This window comes from Pseudonocardia aurantiaca (assembly GCF_039526725.1).
In the GTDB taxonomy this organism is placed as follows: Bacteria; Actinomycetota; Actinomycetes; order Mycobacteriales; family Pseudonocardiaceae; genus Pseudonocardia; species Pseudonocardia aurantiaca.
The window spans coordinates 720,931-736,963 of the sequence record NZ_BAAAJG010000008.1; the positions used below are offsets into that span (position 1 = coordinate 720,931).

Annotated in this window: 17 protein-coding genes; 8 read left to right on the forward strand and 9 right to left on the reverse strand. The window is 73.7% G+C overall.

The genetic code is table 11. The annotated features are described in order from the left end of the window. The first annotated feature begins 37 nt into the window (after positions 1 to 37). Both ABD143_RS13330 and ABD143_RS13335 read left to right on the forward strand, forming a co-directional pair. On the forward strand, positions 38 to 700 hold the full coding sequence (locus ABD143_RS13330) for a potassium channel family protein (protein WP_343976474.1): 663 nt from the start codon (positions 38 to 40) through the stop codon (positions 698 to 700). Between the two features lie 5 nt (positions 701 to 705). Next, entirely contained in the window at positions 706 to 1,365 is a 660-nt protein-coding gene (locus ABD143_RS13335) for a potassium channel family protein (RefSeq protein WP_343976476.1), read from the forward strand. Between the two features lie 22 nt (positions 1,366 to 1,387). Here the strand turns inward: ABD143_RS13335 and ABD143_RS13340 are convergent, their stop codons facing one another. Together ABD143_RS13340 and ABD143_RS13345 are read right to left on the reverse strand one after the other, a co-directional pair. Next, a complete protein-coding gene (locus tag ABD143_RS13340) occupies positions 1,388 to 2,062 on the reverse strand; it encodes a DUF3159 domain-containing protein (protein ID WP_343976477.1) in 675 nt (224 codons plus the stop codon). A 7-nt stretch (positions 2,063 to 2,069) separates the two neighbouring features. Then, the gene (locus ABD143_RS13345) at positions 2,070 to 2,453 is read right to left on the reverse strand and encodes an OB-fold nucleic acid binding domain-containing protein (RefSeq protein WP_343976478.1); all 384 of its coding nucleotides are present in this window, start codon (positions 2,451 to 2,453) and stop codon (positions 2,070 to 2,072) included. Between the two features lie 60 nt (positions 2,454 to 2,513). On the opposite strand from ABD143_RS13345, the gene ABD143_RS13350 reads away from it, so the two are divergent. After that, positions 2,514 to 3,398: an alpha/beta hydrolase gene (locus ABD143_RS13350; protein ID WP_343976480.1), complete on the forward strand. Its 885-nt coding sequence runs from the start codon at positions 2,514 to 2,516 to the stop codon at positions 3,396 to 3,398. Here the strand turns inward: ABD143_RS13350 and ABD143_RS13355 are convergent. Together ABD143_RS13355 and dut are read right to left on the reverse strand one after the other, a co-directional pair. After that, on the reverse strand, positions 3,340 to 6,315 hold the full coding sequence (locus ABD143_RS13355) for a DUF3710 domain-containing protein (protein ID WP_343976483.1): 2,976 nt from the start codon (positions 6,313 to 6,315) through the stop codon (positions 3,340 to 3,342). The two genes, ABD143_RS13350 and ABD143_RS13355, sit on opposite strands and share 59 nt — an antisense overlap. Positions 6,316 to 6,475: 160 nt before the next feature. Next, a complete protein-coding gene (dut, locus tag ABD143_RS13360; RefSeq protein WP_379659752.1) occupies positions 6,476 to 6,994 on the reverse strand; it encodes a dUTP diphosphatase in 519 nt (172 codons plus the stop codon). Positions 6,995 to 7,044: 50 nt separating this feature from the next. Here dut and ABD143_RS13365 point away from each other — a divergent pair, with 50 nt between their 5' ends. After that, positions 7,045 to 7,524, forward strand: a complete 480-nt coding sequence (locus tag ABD143_RS13365; RefSeq protein WP_343976489.1) for a DUF3093 domain-containing protein — start codon at positions 7,045 to 7,047, stop codon at positions 7,522 to 7,524. A gap of 127 nt (positions 7,525 to 7,651) precedes the next feature. Here ABD143_RS13365 and ABD143_RS13370 read toward each other — a convergent pair whose 3' ends face one another. After that, positions 7,652 to 7,954 (reverse strand): DUF4193 domain-containing protein, encoded by a 303-nt coding sequence (locus ABD143_RS13370; protein ID WP_343976492.1) that lies wholly within the window; start codon positions 7,952 to 7,954, stop codon positions 7,652 to 7,654. Positions 7,955 to 8,184: 230 nt separating this feature from the next. Between ABD143_RS13370 and ABD143_RS13375 the strand changes: the two genes are divergently transcribed. Together ABD143_RS13375 and cei are read left to right on the forward strand one after the other, a co-directional pair. Then, the gene (locus tag ABD143_RS13375; protein WP_343976495.1) at positions 8,185 to 9,312 is read left to right on the forward strand and encodes a phosphotransferase family protein; all 1,128 of its coding nucleotides are present in this window, start codon (positions 8,185 to 8,187) and stop codon (positions 9,310 to 9,312) included. 3 nt (positions 9,313 to 9,315) lie between these two features. Continuing rightward, entirely contained in the window at positions 9,316 to 10,026 is a 711-nt protein-coding gene (gene cei / locus ABD143_RS13380) for an envelope integrity protein Cei (protein ID WP_343976498.1), read from the forward strand. Between the two features lie 9 nt (positions 10,027 to 10,035). Here cei and ABD143_RS13385 read toward each other — a convergent pair whose 3' ends face one another. Beyond that, on the reverse strand, positions 10,036 to 10,929 hold the full coding sequence (locus ABD143_RS13385) for an inositol monophosphatase family protein (protein WP_343976500.1): 894 nt from the start codon (positions 10,927 to 10,929) through the stop codon (positions 10,036 to 10,038). Between the two features lie 271 nt (positions 10,930 to 11,200). Between ABD143_RS13385 and ABD143_RS13390 the strand changes: the two genes are divergently transcribed. Next, on the forward strand, positions 11,201 to 12,628 hold the full coding sequence (locus tag ABD143_RS13390; RefSeq protein WP_379659739.1) for an RNA polymerase sigma factor: 1,428 nt from the start codon (positions 11,201 to 11,203) through the stop codon (positions 12,626 to 12,628). 865 nt (positions 12,629 to 13,493) lie between these two features. Here the strand turns inward: ABD143_RS13390 and ABD143_RS13395 are convergent. Further along, the gene (locus ABD143_RS13395; RefSeq protein ID WP_343976502.1) at positions 13,494 to 13,733 is read right to left on the reverse strand and encodes a hypothetical protein; all 240 of its coding nucleotides are present in this window, start codon (positions 13,731 to 13,733) and stop codon (positions 13,494 to 13,496) included. Positions 13,734 to 13,858: 125 nt separating this feature from the next. Here ABD143_RS13395 and ABD143_RS13400 point away from each other — a divergent pair, with 125 nt between their 5' ends. Then, a complete protein-coding gene (locus ABD143_RS13400) occupies positions 13,859 to 14,170 on the forward strand; it encodes a hypothetical protein (protein WP_343976505.1) in 312 nt (103 codons plus the stop codon). Here ABD143_RS13400 and ABD143_RS13405 read toward each other — a convergent pair. Both ABD143_RS13405 and ABD143_RS13410 read right to left on the reverse strand, forming a co-directional pair. Next, complete coding sequence (locus tag ABD143_RS13405) at positions 14,167 to 15,147, reverse strand: NAD(P)/FAD-dependent oxidoreductase (RefSeq protein WP_343976508.1); 981 nt, start codon at positions 15,145 to 15,147, stop codon at positions 14,167 to 14,169. The two genes, ABD143_RS13400 and ABD143_RS13405, sit on opposite strands and share 4 nt — an antisense overlap. A gap of 18 nt (positions 15,148 to 15,165) precedes the next feature. Beyond that, positions 15,166 to 15,984, reverse strand: coding sequence for an IclR family transcriptional regulator (locus ABD143_RS13410; protein ID WP_343976511.1), 819 nt, complete (start codon positions 15,982 to 15,984; stop codon positions 15,166 to 15,168). Positions 15,985 to 16,033 lie beyond the last annotated feature (49 nt).

The following is a 16,033-nucleotide window of genomic DNA, read 5'->3' on the forward strand; positions in this document are numbered from 1 at the left end:
ACGCGATAGCGTGCCCCCGACGCTGGGAGGATGCGCTGTGTACGTCGTCATCATGGGCTGCGGACGGGTAGGGTCCGCGCTCGCCGGCGGGCTCGAGCGGCTGGGGCACGACGTCGCGGTCGTCGACCACGACCCGCAGGCCTTCCGTAGGTTGAGCCCGGATTTCCGGGGGGCGCAGGTGGTCGGCGAGGGCTACCACCGCGACGTCCTCGTCGAGGCGGGGGTCGACCACGCGCAGGCGTTCGCGGCGGTGTCGAGCGGCGACAACTCCAACATCATCTCCGCGCGGGTGGCGCGCGAGACGTTCGGCGTCGAGCGGGTCGTCGCGCGCATCTACGACGCCAAGCGCGCCGCCGTCTACGAGCGGCTGGGCATCCCGACGGTCGCCACGGTGCCCTGGAGCACGGACCGGCTGATGCGGATGCTGCTGCCCGACGGCGTGGCCTCGGCGTGGCGCGAGCCGACAGGCACGGTGGCGATCCTGCCGCTGCCCGTGCACGAGGACTGGGTCGGGCGCCCGATCCGGGAGCTCGAGGAGGTTGCGGGGTGCCGCGTGGCGTTCATCGTGCGATTCGGCACCGGGGTGCTCCCGAAAGCCGACACCGCGGTCCAGGCGGAGGACACTGTCTACGTGGCGGCGGTCTCCGGAACAGTGAGTGATGTCACGGCGGCGGCTGCGGCCCCGCCCCAGGAGGGTTGAGCACGATGCGGGTCGCGATCGCGGGGGCTGGTGCCGTCGGGCGCTCCATCGCGCTGGAGCTGGTGGAGAACAAGCACCAGGTGATGCTCATCGAGCGCGAAATCGCGAACATCGACCCGGAGTCGGTCGAGCGCGCCGAGTGGGTGCACGCCGACGCCTGTGAGCTGGCCTCGCTCGAGGAGGCCGGCCTGGAGAGCTGCGACGTCGTCATCGCGGCCACCGGGGACGACAAGGTCAACCTCGTGGTCTCGCTGTTGGCCAAGACCGAGTTCGCGGTGCGCAGGGTCGTGGCCCGCGTCAACGACCCGCGCAACGAGTGGCTCTTCGGGGAGAACTGGGGCGTCGACGTCGCGGTGTCCACCCCGCGCCTCCTGGCGGCGCTCGTGGAGGAGGCAGTGGCCGTCGGCGACCTCGTCCGGCTGCTGACGTTCCGGCAGGGCCAGGCCAACCTCGTCGAGGTCACCCTCCCCGCCGACACACCGCTTGCGGGGAAGCCCGTGCGCTCGCTGCGGCTACCTGCCGACTCTGCGCTCGTGGTGATCCTGCGCGGTGGCCGGGTGATCGTCCCGCAGGCCGACGACGCACTGGAGCCCGGTGACGAGCTGCTGTTCGTGGCGACGTCGGCCGTCGAAGAGGAGATCCGCGCGGCCCTCGCGCAGTACTGAGTCGGGTACCGACCGCGGCCGGTCAGGCCGGTGACGGGCTGCGGCGGGCCCGCCGGACCGCCCAGATCGTGCCCAGCAGCGCCACGCCGAACAGCGGGTAGCCCATGGCCAGCCGGGCGATGCCGAGCAAGGTCTCCTGGTCGGCGTTGTAGAGCCAGCCCTGCACGACCACCCGCGCCGCGAATACGGCGGCCCACAGCAGGCTGGCGAGTGTGTACGCGCGCAGCATCCGCGGGTCCTTGCGCCACGACTGGCCGTCGCCGTTGATGCCGTGCCAGATCACGCCCGCGAGCGGCCAGCGCACCAGCACCGACACCAGGAACGCGAGCAGGCCCACTGCGCTCAGCAGCAGGCCCGGTAGGTAGAAGCCGCGCGCCTCACCGGTGCGGTAGGCGATGAACGCCGCGATGCCCACCCCGAAGAGACCCGACACGGCGGGCTGCAGCGGCTGCTTGCGTGCGATCCGCCAGATCGCCACGAGCACACCCGCCGCGATCGCGGAGATCAACGCGGGCTGCAGGCCGGCGATCACGTTGGCCACGACGAACACGGCGACCGGGATTGTGGACGCGACGACTCCCTGCACGCCCCCCATCTGCTCCATGAGCGTGGGGACCTCGCGCTGCCTGCCGACTCCGGCCGACTGACGGTGCCGGCCGTCGCCGGCCTCGGACTCCGGCGGTGGACCAGCGGTCACTGCGCTCCTACGGGGTGTGGGCCTGGCAGATCTCGTAGTACGGGTTGTAGAGCACCTTGCGCCCCTCGCGCACGGCGATCCGGCCGTGCACGCGCATCGTGCGCCCCGGCTCGATGCCGGGGATGCGCCTACGCCCCAACCAGATCAGCGTCACAGCATCGGTGCCGTCGAACAGCTCGGCCTCCAGAGAGGCCTCCGCGTCGTGCGGGCAGAACTCTACGCTGCGCAGCCTACCGAGCATCGTGACCTCCTGCCCGGAGGCGCACTCCACGGCGCGCCGGGCGCCGGAGAGTTGAGCGCCCTCCGACAGGTCGTCGGCGTCGAGCACCTCGACGTCACTGGTCAGCCTGCGCAACATGCGGCGGAACGCACCGCCATCGGTGCCGCCCATCACTCTCCCAGTCCGTTCGGTGCCCATCGATGGACCCGTACCGTCACCAGCGTAACTCCCATGAAACCTCGACCGCAGCGCGTGCCGATCACGAATCGAGCATGCCACCCACCGAGCGCCGAACGGTCGGTGGCCGTCGTGCTGCCCGGGTCGGGATCCGACGAATTTCTTGTCAGAGCGGCGTTCGCGGAACCGTTGCGGGCCGTCGGAGTGACCCTGCACGCCGTCGAGCCGCAGCGCGGAGCCGACGTCGTGTCCGGGTACCGGGCGGACCTCGACAGCGCTCTGGACCGGGCGCTCGACGAGGGCAGGCAGCTACTCGTCGGCGGGGTCTCCCTCGGGGCGCAGGTGGCCGCGGCGTGGGCGGCCGAGCGTCTGCCCGTCGCGGGAGCGCGGCTGGCCGGACTGCTGCTCGCGCTGCCCGCATGGACCGGGCCGCCCGGGGACGCGCCTGCCGCGCTCGCCGCCCGCGCGACGGCCGCGCTGGTGCGGGCGGGCGGCGTCGACGCGGCCGTGACGGCGGCCCGGGCCGGTTCGCCGCCGTGGCTGGCCGCGGAGCTGGCAAGAGCCTGGGCCGGGTACGGGGCCGGGCTCGCAGACGCCCTCGACGCCGCGGCCCGCGAACCCGCCCCGGACGCGCCTGCGCTCCGGTCGTTGACGGTGCCGGCCGGGATCGCCGCGCTGGTGGACGACCCGGTGCACCCGCTCGCGGTGGCCGAGCACTGGCGGCGCCTCCTGCCCCGCGCCGAGCGCTGCACGGCCACGCTCGCGGCCTTCGGCGCCGACCCCGCGGTGCTGGGCCGCGCCGCGGTGCTCGCCTGGCTACGGGCGGCCCACGTCGAGCGGACGCGGCCGGAGGGCGGGCGGTTCACCGGGAGCGCACCGGCTACCGCGCCGGGCGGCGGTGGCGGCCGCTCGGGCGCTCAGGGTCCAGGTCGCCGATAAGCGCTCGCAGCGGCACCGTCGCGGTCACGCTCTCGCTGTCCTCGGGTACGTAATGCCGCCCGCGGCGGCGCGCCTCCGCCGACAGCTCGTCCCCAGACGGCCCGTCCCCCGGCAGCCCGTCCCCCGCCGGTGGGGCCCGGGACGGCTCCGGTTCCGGCGTGAACGGCTCGGTCGGCGGCTCGGGCTCGGGCGCGTACCGCCGGGCGCCGCCGGTCCAGACGGCCTGCTCGCCGGTGTCGATCAGGTACTCCGCGCCGAGGGTCCGGCGGCTGCCCTGCGGAGCCGGCTTCGCGGCCTGGGGCCTGCTCGAGCGCGGCTCGGGCGGCGCAGTGACCGACTCCGCTCTGGACGACGCCGCGGACGGCTCGGTGCGGTGCCGCCTGCCGGTGGACTCCACCATCGGCTCGGCGAGGGCGTCCCGCCGCCACGATCCGGTCCCCGTGTCCTCCGGCTCGCGCAGGCGACGCCTGCCGGTGTCGGTGGAGTCGGCGTCCGCGAGGCGCCTGCGGCCCGTCGCCTCGCTCAACCGCTCCGCGGCGGACAACGGCTGCCAGGCCGCGGTGTCCGCGGCGTCGGGTTCGCGGCGCCTGCGCCGGCCACCCGGCTCCGCGGGAGCGTCCGTGGACGCGACGGGGAACCACCCCGTGGACTGGAACGCGGAGTCGCCGAGGCGCGCGCGCCCCGTCTGCTCGCCGCCGAAGTCCGCGGCCGGCTCCACCGCTGACCTGCTGCCGGTCGCTTCCGACGGGGGCGCGAGCGGGTGCCGTTCGTCCGCCGCTGACGCAGGCTCCGCCAGCGGCGACCGCTCAGCCGCCGGCTCCTGTGCCCGGCGCCTGCCCGTGGCCTCCACACCCGGCAGCCACCCGGATGTCTCGGCCCCGGCGGGTTGGAGCGGATTCGATCGGGTGGGCTGCCCGAGCGGCCCGGCCAGGTGACGCCGCCCGGTGCCCGCGACACCCGGTTCGACGGGATGCGCCCCGGTCCGCCACGACGGGGACGAACTCTCCGAACCCGGCTCGGCCTGCTGCTCCGGCGGGTACGCCCCGGTCGGCGCCACGCGCCGCCGCCGGCCCGTGGCGCCAGGACCAGCCTCGGCCGCGAGCCATCCCGTCGCCTGGGCGGCGGCCGGGTCGATCAGCCGGCGGCGGCCCGTCGTCTCCGGGCCGGGCTCGACCGGGTAGGACCCGCTCGACGGCGCAGGCTCGGCCGGGAGGCCGGCGGCGGGCTCGACGGGGTACGCGCCGGTCGGTTGCCCGGCAGCCTCGGCGGGGTGCCGCCTGCCGTTCGTCGCTGCCCACCGCCCGGTGGTGGGCAGCAGTCCGGTCTCCTCCCCTGCGGGCTGGACCGGGTAGGCGCCGGTCGACCGGGGGGTCGGCCGGGGCGACGGTTGGACGGGCGGCTCGGCCAGGGGCGGACGACCGTTGGTCGCTGCTGCGGGCTGCGCCGGGTACGCGCCGGTCGACCGCGGCGCAGGCTCCGCCCGATGAACCCAGCCATTGGTCCCGGCACCCTGCCCGCCGGCCTCCGCCGCGGGCTGGGCGGGGTACGCGCCGGTCGAACGCGGCGCCGGATGCGGGCCCGACTCCACGCGATGCGGCCGGCCGTTGGTTCCGGGCCCCCCGACGGGCGGCAGCCCACCGGCTTCCGCGGCGGGCCGGGCCGGGTGGGCCCCGGTCGGCCACGGCGTCGGGCGGGGGGCCGGTGCGGGCGGCTGCTCGGCCAGGTGCCGCCGTCCGGACGCCTCGACGGCGGGCTCGGCAGGGCGCTCGGGGAGCCCGCGCCTGCCACCTGTCGCCGCCGGGCCGGGCGGAGCGTGCTCCGGTGCGCCGGTCGCGGCCGGATCGGGCGGCAGCTCGTCCCACACTTCGGTGGGGTCGTCGGGATCCCCCTGCTCGATGCGGCGAACCGGGTCCGCCCATGAGGGCGGTGCGCCTGCGGTCCCGTCGCGATCGGGAGCCGCGGCGATGGACGGCCGGTTCCGCCACGCGGCCGCCGCCGCGCGCCGGGCCGAGGGCGCCAGTTCCCGCAGCGGCGTGGTGGGCGGCGGCTCTTCCTCCGCCGCGACAGGCGCCACCGGCGCGTGGGCACCGGTGTGCTGCGCAGCCGGCCTGGGCGGGACCGCGATGCGCTGGGTGCCGGGCTGTCCTGCGGCGGGCTGGGCCGCCGCCTGCTGGGCCGCCGCCTGCTGGGCCGCCGCCTGCTGAGCCGCCGCCTGCTGAGCCGCCGCCTGCTGGGCAGCGGGCTCCTCGGCAGCCTTCTTCTCCTTCGCCGCGGCCGCCTGCTCCATGAGGTACTCCGGCACGACGAGCGGCAGCACGGTGCGCACCGGGTACGGGTTCTTGCCCCGCACCACCACCGTGCCCCGCAGCATGCGGCGCAGCTCGGCCTCGAGGGCGTCGGCCTGGGCCTCCGGGCCGGTGGCGACCCCGTAGAGCATCCACCGCGGGCCGTCGACCCCGACGAACACCGACTTCGCCTTGCCCGACGTGGCGTGCAGCTCCCGGCCCCACTCGCCGGCGTACGACCGCACGCGCGCGCCACCGTCGCGCAGCGACTTGTCGATCTCCCTGGCCAGGTCGGGCCAGAGCTTCGAGGACTTCGGCGCGGCGAGCGCGCTCACCGACAGCCGGCCACCGGCGAGTGCGATGTGGACGGCCTGCATGCGCCCATTGGCCGTGGGCTCCACGGTGACGGTGCCGGTCAGCGGCACGGGAACCTGGATCGCGCCGAAGTCGACCACGCCGGCGGCGTTGGTGACCTCGGGGTCGAGGGTCTCGCCGTCGTGCGGGCCGGTGATGGGCAGCGGGCCGGACAGCGGATCCAGCGCGAGCGCGCCGCTCGCCCCAGGATCGTCCGCGGTGGCGCTGCCGGCGCCCGTGCCTGCGTTGGCGGCGGCCGCTCGATTGCGTCGGGACACTAGTGGCCCCCGCCGGAAATCCGGTGCGTAGGTCGGTGGATCCAGGGTTCCGCTGGGTGCGCCGGCGTGCCGGCCTCGTACCGGGAGTACTCGGCCGGCATGCCGGCGCGGTCAGCGGGATGCTGGGCCGCCGAGATATGTGGTGGATTTTCGGTGGGGGTCACTGGGTCGTCGCTCCCGGGGTCGGGCCGGCGGTGCCGAGTCGCTCGTGTCCGCCGGTTGAGCCGTGCCCGCCGGCCCCGCGCTCGGACTCGGGCAGCTCGGCGACCTCGACGAACCGCACGTGCTCGACCTTCTGCACCACGAGCTGCGCGATCCGGTCGCCGCGGCGCAACCGCAGCTCCTCGCGCGGGTCGTGGTTGATGAGGCAGACCTGGATCTCCCCGCGGTAGCCGGAGTCAACCGTGCCTGGTGTGTTCACGACCGAGAGCCCGGCGCGCGCCGCGAGCCCGGACCGGGGGTGCACGAACCCCGCGTGACCCGGCGGAAGCGCGATCGCGATGCCGGTGCCCACGACGGCCCGCTCACCGGGGCCCAGCACGACGTCGGCGGTGCACCGCAGGTCGACGCCGGCGTCCCCGGCCCTCGCGTAGGAAGGCACGGGAAGCCCGGCGTCGAGCCGCGTGAGCAGCACGTCGACCGGCGGAACGGTGGGCGCTGCGGTGAGCGGCTCCTGCAGCGGAGCGTCGACGGGGCCGGACACGACGGGCGACGTTACCCTCGGGAACCGTGAGCGAGCACCCGTCGGCCAGCCCACCTGCGACGTCCGGCACCCCTCGGTTCGACGAGCGGTTGTCGGTGCCCTTCTGGTGGTACCTGCCGGCAATCGGCGTAGCGACGCTTCTGGGCGCCGAAGTGCACATGGGCTACCCCGGCATCCGTTCCTGGATCGGGTACGCGATCACGATTCCGGTGTTCGTGGTGGCGCTGTTCTGGCTCGGGCGCAGCCGGGTGCGGGTGGCGGGCGGCGAGCTGCAGGTCGGCGCGGCCCGGCTCCCGCTGCGGTACGTGGGCCGCGTGGAGACTGTGCCGAAGGAGCGCAAGCAGGAGGCGCTGGGCCCGGAGCTCGACCCGACGGCCTACCTGCTGCACCGCGCGTGGGTCGGCCAGGTCGTCCGCATCGAGGTCACCGACCCGGACGACCCGACGCCGTACTGGATTTTCAGCGTCCGCGACGCCGAAGGGCTCGCGGCCGCGCTCCGCCGCTGACCCGGAGACGCCCCGAGACACGCCGAAAGCCCCGGACCGGCACCGGCTCCGGGGCGGAATCGTCGTTCTCGGTGGCCGCACTCTCGGTGGCCGCACTGCCGTGCGGCCCCCGATCACGCTGCCTGGATCAGGCGGCGCAGTCGCGGCAGATGTACTGCGTGCCGTTGCTCTCGGCGAGACGGCTGCGGTGGTGCACCAGGAAGCAGCTCGCACAGGTGAACTCGTCCGCCTGCTTCGGGAGCACCTTCACGGTGAGCTCCTCGCCCGAGAGATCGGCTCCCGGCAGCTCGAAGCTCTCGGCCGTGTCCGACTCGTCGACGTCCACGACCGACGACTGGGCCTCGTTCCGCCGGGCCTTCAGCTCGTCGAGCGAGTCCTCAGCCAGGTCGTCGGTCTCGTTGCGCCGCGGCGCATCATAGTCGGTCGCCATCGTTCCCACCCTCTTAACACACATGTCGTCGTCGTGCGGCTGGACAACGCCACAGGACCGGTGTTTGTGCCCGGCATCTGAGTGACGCACGTCTCAACCCAGTCCCGGCTGCGGCCGCGATGCGGTATCGCGGTCCTGCGCGGAGTCCCCCGGGGCCGAGAGGGTAACTCAGCCTCCGGGGGAGTGCCCGGCACCCCGCGCCGGATGGATATGGCCGTTAGGGTGCGCCCGTGGCTGTCTCTCCCGATCGCACCGTCTCGTCCGACCGCGTGGACGCCTCCAACGCGACGGGAGACGCGGTGCGGGGCGCAGAGCCTGCTGCCGTCGGCGCGTGGCTCGCCGACGTGCTCGGCGACCCGGCCTGGGCCGAGGGCTGCACCCTCCGGCCGATCGGGGCGGGCCGCTCGAACCTCACCTACCGCGTCGACAGCCCCGCCGGTGCCGTGGTGCTGCGCCGCCCGCCGGTCGGCGAGGTCGCGGCCACGGCGCACGACATGGGGCGCGAGCGCCGGGTGATCAGCGCATTGGGCGGCACCGGTGTGCCCGTGCCGCGGGTGCTGGCCGCGTCGGATGGCGGCCCGCCCGTCGACGCGCCCTGCTTCGTCATGGAGCTCGTGGAGGGGGTCGTCCCGGTGGGCGACCTCCCGCCCGGCTGGGCGACCACCGCGCAGGAGCGCCGCCGGGCGAGCGCGGCGCTGGTCGAGGTCCTCGCCACCCTGCATAGCGTCAACCCGGCCGGGGTCGGCCTCGGCGACTTCGGGCGCCCCGAGGGGTACCTGGGCCGCCAGGTGCGGCGCTGGGTGACGCAGTGGGAGCAGGCCCGCGACGGCGTCCCGACGGACGCGCGGACCGTGGCGGAGCTGACCGCGCTGGCCGAGGCGCTCACCGGCTCGCTGCCCACCACCCAGCGGTACACGATCGTGCACGGGGACTACCGCATCGACAACTGCCTCTTCGACGCCGCCGATCCCGGACGGATCCGCGCGGTGCTTGACTGGGAGCTCTCGACGCTCGGCGACCCGCTCGCCGACCTCGGGCTCCTGCTCGTCTACTGGCACGAGGCCGTCGAGCACCCAGTCTGGCAGGCCGCGGGCCACCTGCCCACCCCGACGCGCCTGCCCGGCTTCCACACGCGGGCCGATGTGGCGCGCGCCTACGCGGCCGCCTCGGGGCTCGACCTGGAGCCACTCCCCTGGTACATGGCCTTCGGCGCGTTCAAGCTGGGGGTCGTGCTCGCCGGGATCCTCGCGAGGGTCCGCGCCGGCATGGTGCCGGCATCCATGGCCACGGGGCTGGAAGGCAGCCTCGCCCCGCTCGTGGCGCTCGGCCACCACGTCCGCACCGAAGGGCTCGACTGAACGATGGCGGCCTCGACCTCACCCGTCCACTCCCGCGAACCAAGCTCCGGCCGCCGGACCCGGCCCTACCAGCGCCGCAGGCGCGGCCCGGTGCTGGTGCTGGTGTCGCTCCTCGCGATCGTCGCGATCACCACCTGGGTCACGGTGCTCGTGAATGCCTCGGGGGCCGCCGGGGCGGCGTCCTGCCCCATCGTGGATCCGGCGCCCGGGGAGGTGCTGGAGGCGGGCTCGCTGGACGGCGTGGCGCCGATCCCGCCCGCGTCGGTGCGGGTGCGGGTGCTCAACGCGGGGGGCCAGCGCGGCCAGGCCAACCTCGTGGCCGCGCAGCTCGGAGACCTCGGATTCGCCGAGGCGGCCCCTCCCGACAACGACCCGTTCTACCCGGCCCAGGACATGAAGTGCTTCGGCCAAATCCGCTTCGGCCAGGCGGGCGAGGCGGCGGCGAGCACCCTCGGCCTTGCGATGCCGTGCGCCGAGCTGGTGCGCGACGTGCGCCCCGACGACAGCGTCGACGTCGCGGTGGGCACCGCGTTCGGCGACCTCAACCCCGGCCGCGCCCAGCGCGACGCCCTCGACCAGCTGGGCCGCCCAAGCGGCGGCAGCAGCGACGGCGCGGCCAACGCCGACCCCAACGCGGCCGACGCCCCGACCGCACCCGCTCAGCCTGCCGTCGATCCGGCGCTGCTGCAGGAGTCGCGCAGCGCCTCCTGCTGACGGGGCGCGTTATACGTTCGCGGCGCCGTGCTCCCTCGCCAGCGCCATGAGGTCGGCGGCGATCGCAGGCGTCGCCGCGAGGAGTGCGTCGGCGCCGAGCCCGTCGTCGGGCGGCACGCTGCCGGTGGGCCCCGGCGTGCGCACGACGGCCCCGGCCTCGGTGGCGATGAGCGCGGCGGCAGCCCAGTCCCACCAGCTGCACCCGTGCTCCAGGTACGCGTCGAGCCAGCCGGCGGCCACCGCGCACAGGTCCAGCGCGGCCGAGCCGGTGCGCCGCACGTCCCGCACCTCCGGCAGCATCCCGGCGACCATCGCGGCCTGCCGGACCCGCCGCTCGGCGCGGTAGGAGAAACCGGTGCCGAGCAGCGACAGCGACAGCTCGCTCGCCCCGGACACCCGCAGCGGCCTCCCGTCGCACGTCGCCCCGGCGCCGACGGCCGCGCTCCAGAGCCTGCCGGTGGCGGGCTCCGCCACCGCCCCGGCCACCGACTCCCCGTCCCGCACGGCCGCGAGCGACACGGCATACCAGGGCAACCCGTAGAGGAAGTTGACGGTGCCGTCGATCGGGTCGACCACCCACAGCGTGCGCGAGCTGCCCGCCGAACCGCCGTGCTCCTCCCCCACCACGGAGTCACCGGGGCGCAGCTGCGCGAGCCGCTCGCGCACGAGGTTCTCCAGGGTGTGGTCCGACTCGGTGACGACGTCGGTCGGCGTGCTCTTCGTCGCCACGCCGCCTGCCGGTCCGGCGCCTGCGTCGTCCCACGGCCTCGGCAGGCCACGCAGGTGTTCAGCGGCCTCGGTGACGATGCGCTCGGCGATCCGCCGCAACTCCTGCGGGTGATCGGGATCGGCCGATTGACGGCCTGTCGGTTCGGTCGGACGGGCGTCGGTCACGAAGACCATCCGACCACATTGCGACCGGCCGGGCCCCGGCGTGTCGGCCAACGGCGTGGCTTCGGGGGACGGATAGCCGAACGAAGTCGGCGGGCGGGCGGGCAGAGCGCGGACTACCGGAGCACACGCAGTTACAATGGCGCAGTACCCCGAAGCGGGATGGCCTCCGACAGCACCATCGGGCGGCAATCCGGCGAGGTAACCGACAACATCTCGACCTGCAGCCGGATCTCATACGCGTCCCGGCGCACCGCAGAGCGCACCGTAGCGAGAGGGCCTAGTGGCAGCCGCAGACTCCGCAACCCGCATCGACCCGTCGATCGACACACCGACGAGTCCAGCACCCGCACGCCGGTCCGGCACGCGTTCGGGCGCGTCCGCCAAGACCGCGGCCAAGCCCGCAGCGAAGAGCGCCACCAAGACGCGCTCTGGTGGGCCGGCGAAGAAGAGCGCTCCGGCGAAGAAGTCGGGCCAGCCCGTCGACGGCGAGCCCACCGATCTCGACGGCGACGTCGAGCTCGACGGCGCGCCCGAAGCGGGTGAGCTCGAGGACGTCGACGTCGAGCTCGACGCCGACCTCGCGGGCGACGACGTCGCCGACGCCGAGGTTGCGGTCGACGACGATGACGACGATGACGACGACGAGGAGCCGGCCAACACCGGCGCCAACCGGCGCAGCCCGGCCACGCGGGAGCGCTCCTCCACCCCCCAGAAGTCCGGCGACTTCGTGTGGGACGAGGAGGAGTCGGAGGCGCTGCGGCAGGCCCGCAAGGACGCCGAGCTCACCGCCTCGGCCGACTCGGTCCGCGCCTACCTCAAGCAGATCGGCAAGGTCGCGCTGCTCAACGCGGAGGAGGAGGTCGAGCTCGCCAAACGGATCGAGGCCGGCCTCTACGCCGCCGAACGCATGCGCCGCTCGATCGACGCAGGCGAGAAGGTGTCGCCGCAGCTGCGCCGCGACCTGCGCTGGATCGTCCGCGACGGCGAGCGCGCCAAGAACCACCTGCTGGAGGCCAACCTCCGCCTGGTCGTCTCGCTGGCCAAGCGCTACACCGGCCGCGGCATGGCGTTCCTGGACCTCATCCAGGAGGGCAACCTCGGCCTGATCCGCGCGGTCGAGAAGTTCGACTACACCAAGGGCTACAAGTTCTCCACCTACGCCACCTGGTGGATCCGGCAGGCCATCACCCGCGCCATGGCCGACCAGGCCCGCACCATCCGCATCCCCGTGCACATGGTCGAGGTCATCAACAAGCTCGGCCGCATCCAGCGCGAGCTGCTCCAGGACCTGGGCCGTGAGCCCACGCCGGAGGAGCTGGCCAAGGAGATGGACATCACCCCGGAGAAGGTGCTGGAGATCCAGCAGTACGCCCGGGAGCCCATCTCGCTCGACCAGACCATCGGCGACGAGGGCGACTCCCAGCTCGGCGACTTCATCGAGGACTCCGAGGCGGTCGTCGCGGTCGACGCGGTGAGCTTCACGCTGCTGCAGGACCAGCTCCAGTCGGTGCTGGCCACCCTGTCCGAGCGCGAGGCGGGTGTCGTACGGCTGCGGTTCGGCCTGACCGACGGCCAGCCCCGCACCCTCGACGAGATCGGCCAGGTCTACGGGGTCACCCGGGAGCGGATCCGGCAGATCGAGTCCAAGACGATGTCGAAGCTGCGCCACCCATCGCGGTCGCAGGTGCTGCGCGACTACCTGGACTGACAACGATCACGGGAAGGCCCTCTGAGCTGCGGAAAGTTTGCTCGGAGGGCCTTCTGCGCGCACAGCGCTCTCAGTCAAGATAACGGAGGCCTCCACCGGACCTCGCCGCGCTTCTGCCGTCCTGGGAGTTGAGCCTCCGTGCGGAGCGGAAGAGCCCGGCCACGATCAAGGTCTACGGCGACGGCGTGCGCCGGTTTCTGGTCTGGTGCGATGCGACTGGCCACACGCCCGAGCTGATGACAGAGACCGGCCTGCGCGCAGGCCGGTCTCTGTCATGGAGGTTGCCGACGTCGACCTCAAGACTGGAGCAGCGGTCGTCCGGCGCGGGAAAGGCGGGAAGGGACGCACCGTTCCGTCCGGCCCGGGGACGGGGCGGTCCATGGATCGCGACATCCGTCTTCGCCGTACCCACCGGCTCGCGGAGATCCCGGCGCTGTGGCTTGGAGACCGCGGGCAAAGGCTTCACCTACTACGGACTGCACTCAGCACTCAAGTACCGCGCCGATCTCGCCGCAGGCCTCGTCGGATTCCACCCGCGATGATTCCGTCGAGGCGACCGAGGATACCTGCGATGGTCCCCGCTGTGTATGCATCGGCGGTGTCGTCGATGAGTGCACCGAGAAAAGTTACGTCGAGTCGGGTTCGTTCAAGCCCGATAAGCAGATCCCGGGAGACAACGTCCAGACCGTCCGGACCGCGCTTCCGCTCCACGGAACCGCCGACGCCGGCAGGTGCCGGATCCATGGCGTTGTACGTGCTCGCGCGCACCTGGCAGGGTGGAGACGGCGCCGGGGCCGGCCGCCTGACGTGGCCGATCCCGGGACGATGCCTTGGGAACGCCCGGGCACGAATGGCGTGAAGAATGTCAGCTTGGATCGCATCGATGACCTCGGCGTTCGAAAGCCCGCGCGTACTGGGCTGTCGCGGCGAACATCGCGGCCGCGTCCGCCGCGCTGCGCCCCTGCACCGAGGCGAGCACGATCCCGGCCCGCCGCAACCGCACCCGATCCCTGGCCGTCCTGGTGATCTTGACCAGACGCTGCGCTTCTTCCGGCTCCAACGCGCGGACGAACACCTCGGGCTGCCGTGCCATCACCACCTCCACCGGACAGCCTCCCGGGGCCGAACGTGGCGGATCAAGCCGACACCGTTACAGCGCCAACCCTTCTTGACGCGGCACTAGACTAGATACCCGCCCGCGCTCCCCCGTGGTCTACCTTCGACAATCTCGTGGTCTGGATGATCGCCGCCCTTGGGGTACTGGGCTGGGCCCTTCTGCGCACCGAAGACGTCGAGGCCGCGCAAAACAGTCTGCCTGCATTCGCTTCGATCGGGCAGCTGTTCGTCGTTGACAACGGCGTGTGCACGGCGCAGGTGGTCAGCTCGCGGAGCCGGCGGGTCGCGATGACGGCGGCTCGCCGCGTGTACCTCCTGTCGGTCAACGAGCGGCCGGACTGGATGGTCGACTGCGGTGGCTCACCGCAGCTACCTGTGCCGCCGTCAGATCGCGGTCCGGGCCCGCTCGGGTGCGGCCGCGGCTAGGTGGGACGGCAGTGGGACGGCAGCTGGATCTGTTCCTGTGCGTCGCTGAGGTTCGCCCTCAGGCCGATCAGTCGGCGGCACGTGACCATCGCCTTCGGCCAGTTCATGGTCACCGCGCCGACCAGGCGGCCCTCGTCGTCGGCGTAGAGGGCGGCGGCCTTGGCGGAACTGTCGGTGAACCGCCCGAGAACCTCGGTGCGGGTGCCGAGCAGGGGCCGTCCGAGGATCTGGATCTTGCAGTCGTGCTGGTCGGTCCACACATAGTCGACCTGGCGAAGCGGTGGGCTGTCCGGCCGGCAGATGGTCCGCGCGACGCACCGGGCCTGATCGACGGCACTGGTCCAGTGCTCGACCCTGCGGTGCTCACCGCTGTCCGGGTCGAGCCAGCGTGCCACGTCCCCGACCGCGTACACCCCGGGCGTGTCCTGCGCTCGACCCTGCGCGTCGCAGACCACGCCGTCGTCGAGGAGGAGCCCGGAACCGGCCAGCCAGCCGGTATTGGGATTCGCGCCGATGCCGACCACGACGGTCGTCGCTGGCAGTTCGGCCCCGTCGGTCAACCGCACGGTGAGGTCACCGGCCGAGCCCTCCACCGCTTGCACCCCGACCCCAAAGTGGGTGGCGACGCCGTGCCGGTGGTGCAGCGCGGCGAGATGCGCCCCGACCTCCGGGCCAACCGCGCGGCCGATCGGTGCGGGGAGCGGGTCGACGACGGATACCCGGTGGCCGAGCGCGCGGGCCGCGGCGGCGACCTCGGCGCCGATGAAGCCTCCTCCCACGATGACCACCGCTCCGCCCCCAGGCCACTCGGCCCGGAGATCCCCGTGCAGGGCCACGCAGTCGTTGAGCGTTCGCAGCACGTGGGCGCCCGAGGGGACGGCCCACGGGGACGGCCGGGTCGACGCACCGGTGGCGACGACGACGACGAACGCCAGTACCTCTCCGTCTGCTTTCCATGCAATGGAAACGGCGGACATCCCGTCCAGGGGCGGCGGTCACGGCCCTTCGTCGCCGATGTCCCGCTCGGAATCCACCACATGTTCGAGGTCCCCGCCGATGAGCGCCGCGCCGACGGCGGCGGCTGCGGCCTGCAGCGGGCCGACGGTCCCCCCGAGGCGAGGACTCGTGAGGGGGGCCAGGATCCCCAGGGCGGCGACCACCCCGGACGAGCCGTGCACCGGCACCGCGAGAGAGGAGACTCCCTCGCGGTGCTCCTGGGCGCTCGTCGCCACCCCGACCCGCAGGATGGTCGCGAGCTGGCGGCGTAGCGCCACGACGTCGGTGACCGTCCACTTCGTGTACCGAGCGGGCTGGCGGAGGACCTCGTCGCTCAGCGCGATGGGCGCGTATGCCAGCAGTACCTTGCCCACTGCCGTGCAGTGGAGAGGCAGCCGGGCCCCCGGGCTGTGTCGCGTCGGCTGCGTGCGCGAGCCGGCGAGCCGCTCCACGACGAGGGCGTGCTGGCCGTCGAGGACGGCGAGGTGCGCCGTGTGCCCGGTCGCGATGACGAGGTCCTGTAGGTACGGAAGGGCCGTCTCGCGCAGCCGGGTGGGTGGGGCCAGCAGGCCCAGCCGCCACATCCGGGCGCCGATCTCGTAGGTGGCCTCCGGCCGGCGGGCCAGCAGCCGCGCCGCACACAGGTCGGCGACGTGCCGGTGGGCCGTCGCCACGGGCAGCCCCGCGCGCCTCGCGATCTGGGAGAGAGTGAGGGCCTGGTGCCCGCCGTCGAACGCGTCGAGCACCGAGAGCGCTCGTGACGTCGCCGACCGGCCCGGAGCAGTGCGTACGGGAGGTCGTGAAGCGGTGCGCGGCACGGCGTCAGCGTAAGCGGCTTTCCATCTGATGGAAAGGGGTGGTGCCGCT

What these genes read in the sequence shown, in the direction of transcription:
- ABD143_RS13335 (WP_343976476.1), top strand. Translation starts at nt 706, where the DNA reads ATGCGGGTCGCGATCGCGGGGGCTGGTGCCGTCGGGCGCTCCATCGCG.
- ABD143_RS13345 (WP_343976478.1), bottom strand. Translation starts at nt 2,453, where the DNA reads ATGGGCGGCACCGATGGCGGTGCGTTCCGCCGCATGTTGCGCAGGCTG.
- ABD143_RS13350 (WP_343976480.1), top strand. Translation starts at nt 2,514, where the DNA reads ATGAAACCTCGACCGCAGCGCGTGCCGATCACGAATCGAGCATGCCAC.
- ABD143_RS13370 (WP_343976492.1), bottom strand. Translation starts at nt 7,954, where the DNA reads ATGGCGACCGACTATGATGCGCCGCGGCGCAACGAGACCGACGACCTG.
- cei (WP_343976498.1), top strand. Translation starts at nt 9,316, where the DNA reads ATGGCGGCCTCGACCTCACCCGTCCACTCCCGCGAACCAAGCTCCGGC.
- ABD143_RS13385 (WP_343976500.1), bottom strand. Translation starts at nt 10,929, where the DNA reads ATGGTCTTCGTGACCGACGCCCGTCCGACCGAACCGACAGGCCGTCAA.
- ABD143_RS13405 (WP_343976508.1), bottom strand. Translation starts at nt 15,147, where the DNA reads ATGTCCGCCGTTTCCATTGCATGGAAAGCAGACGGAGAGGTACTGGCG.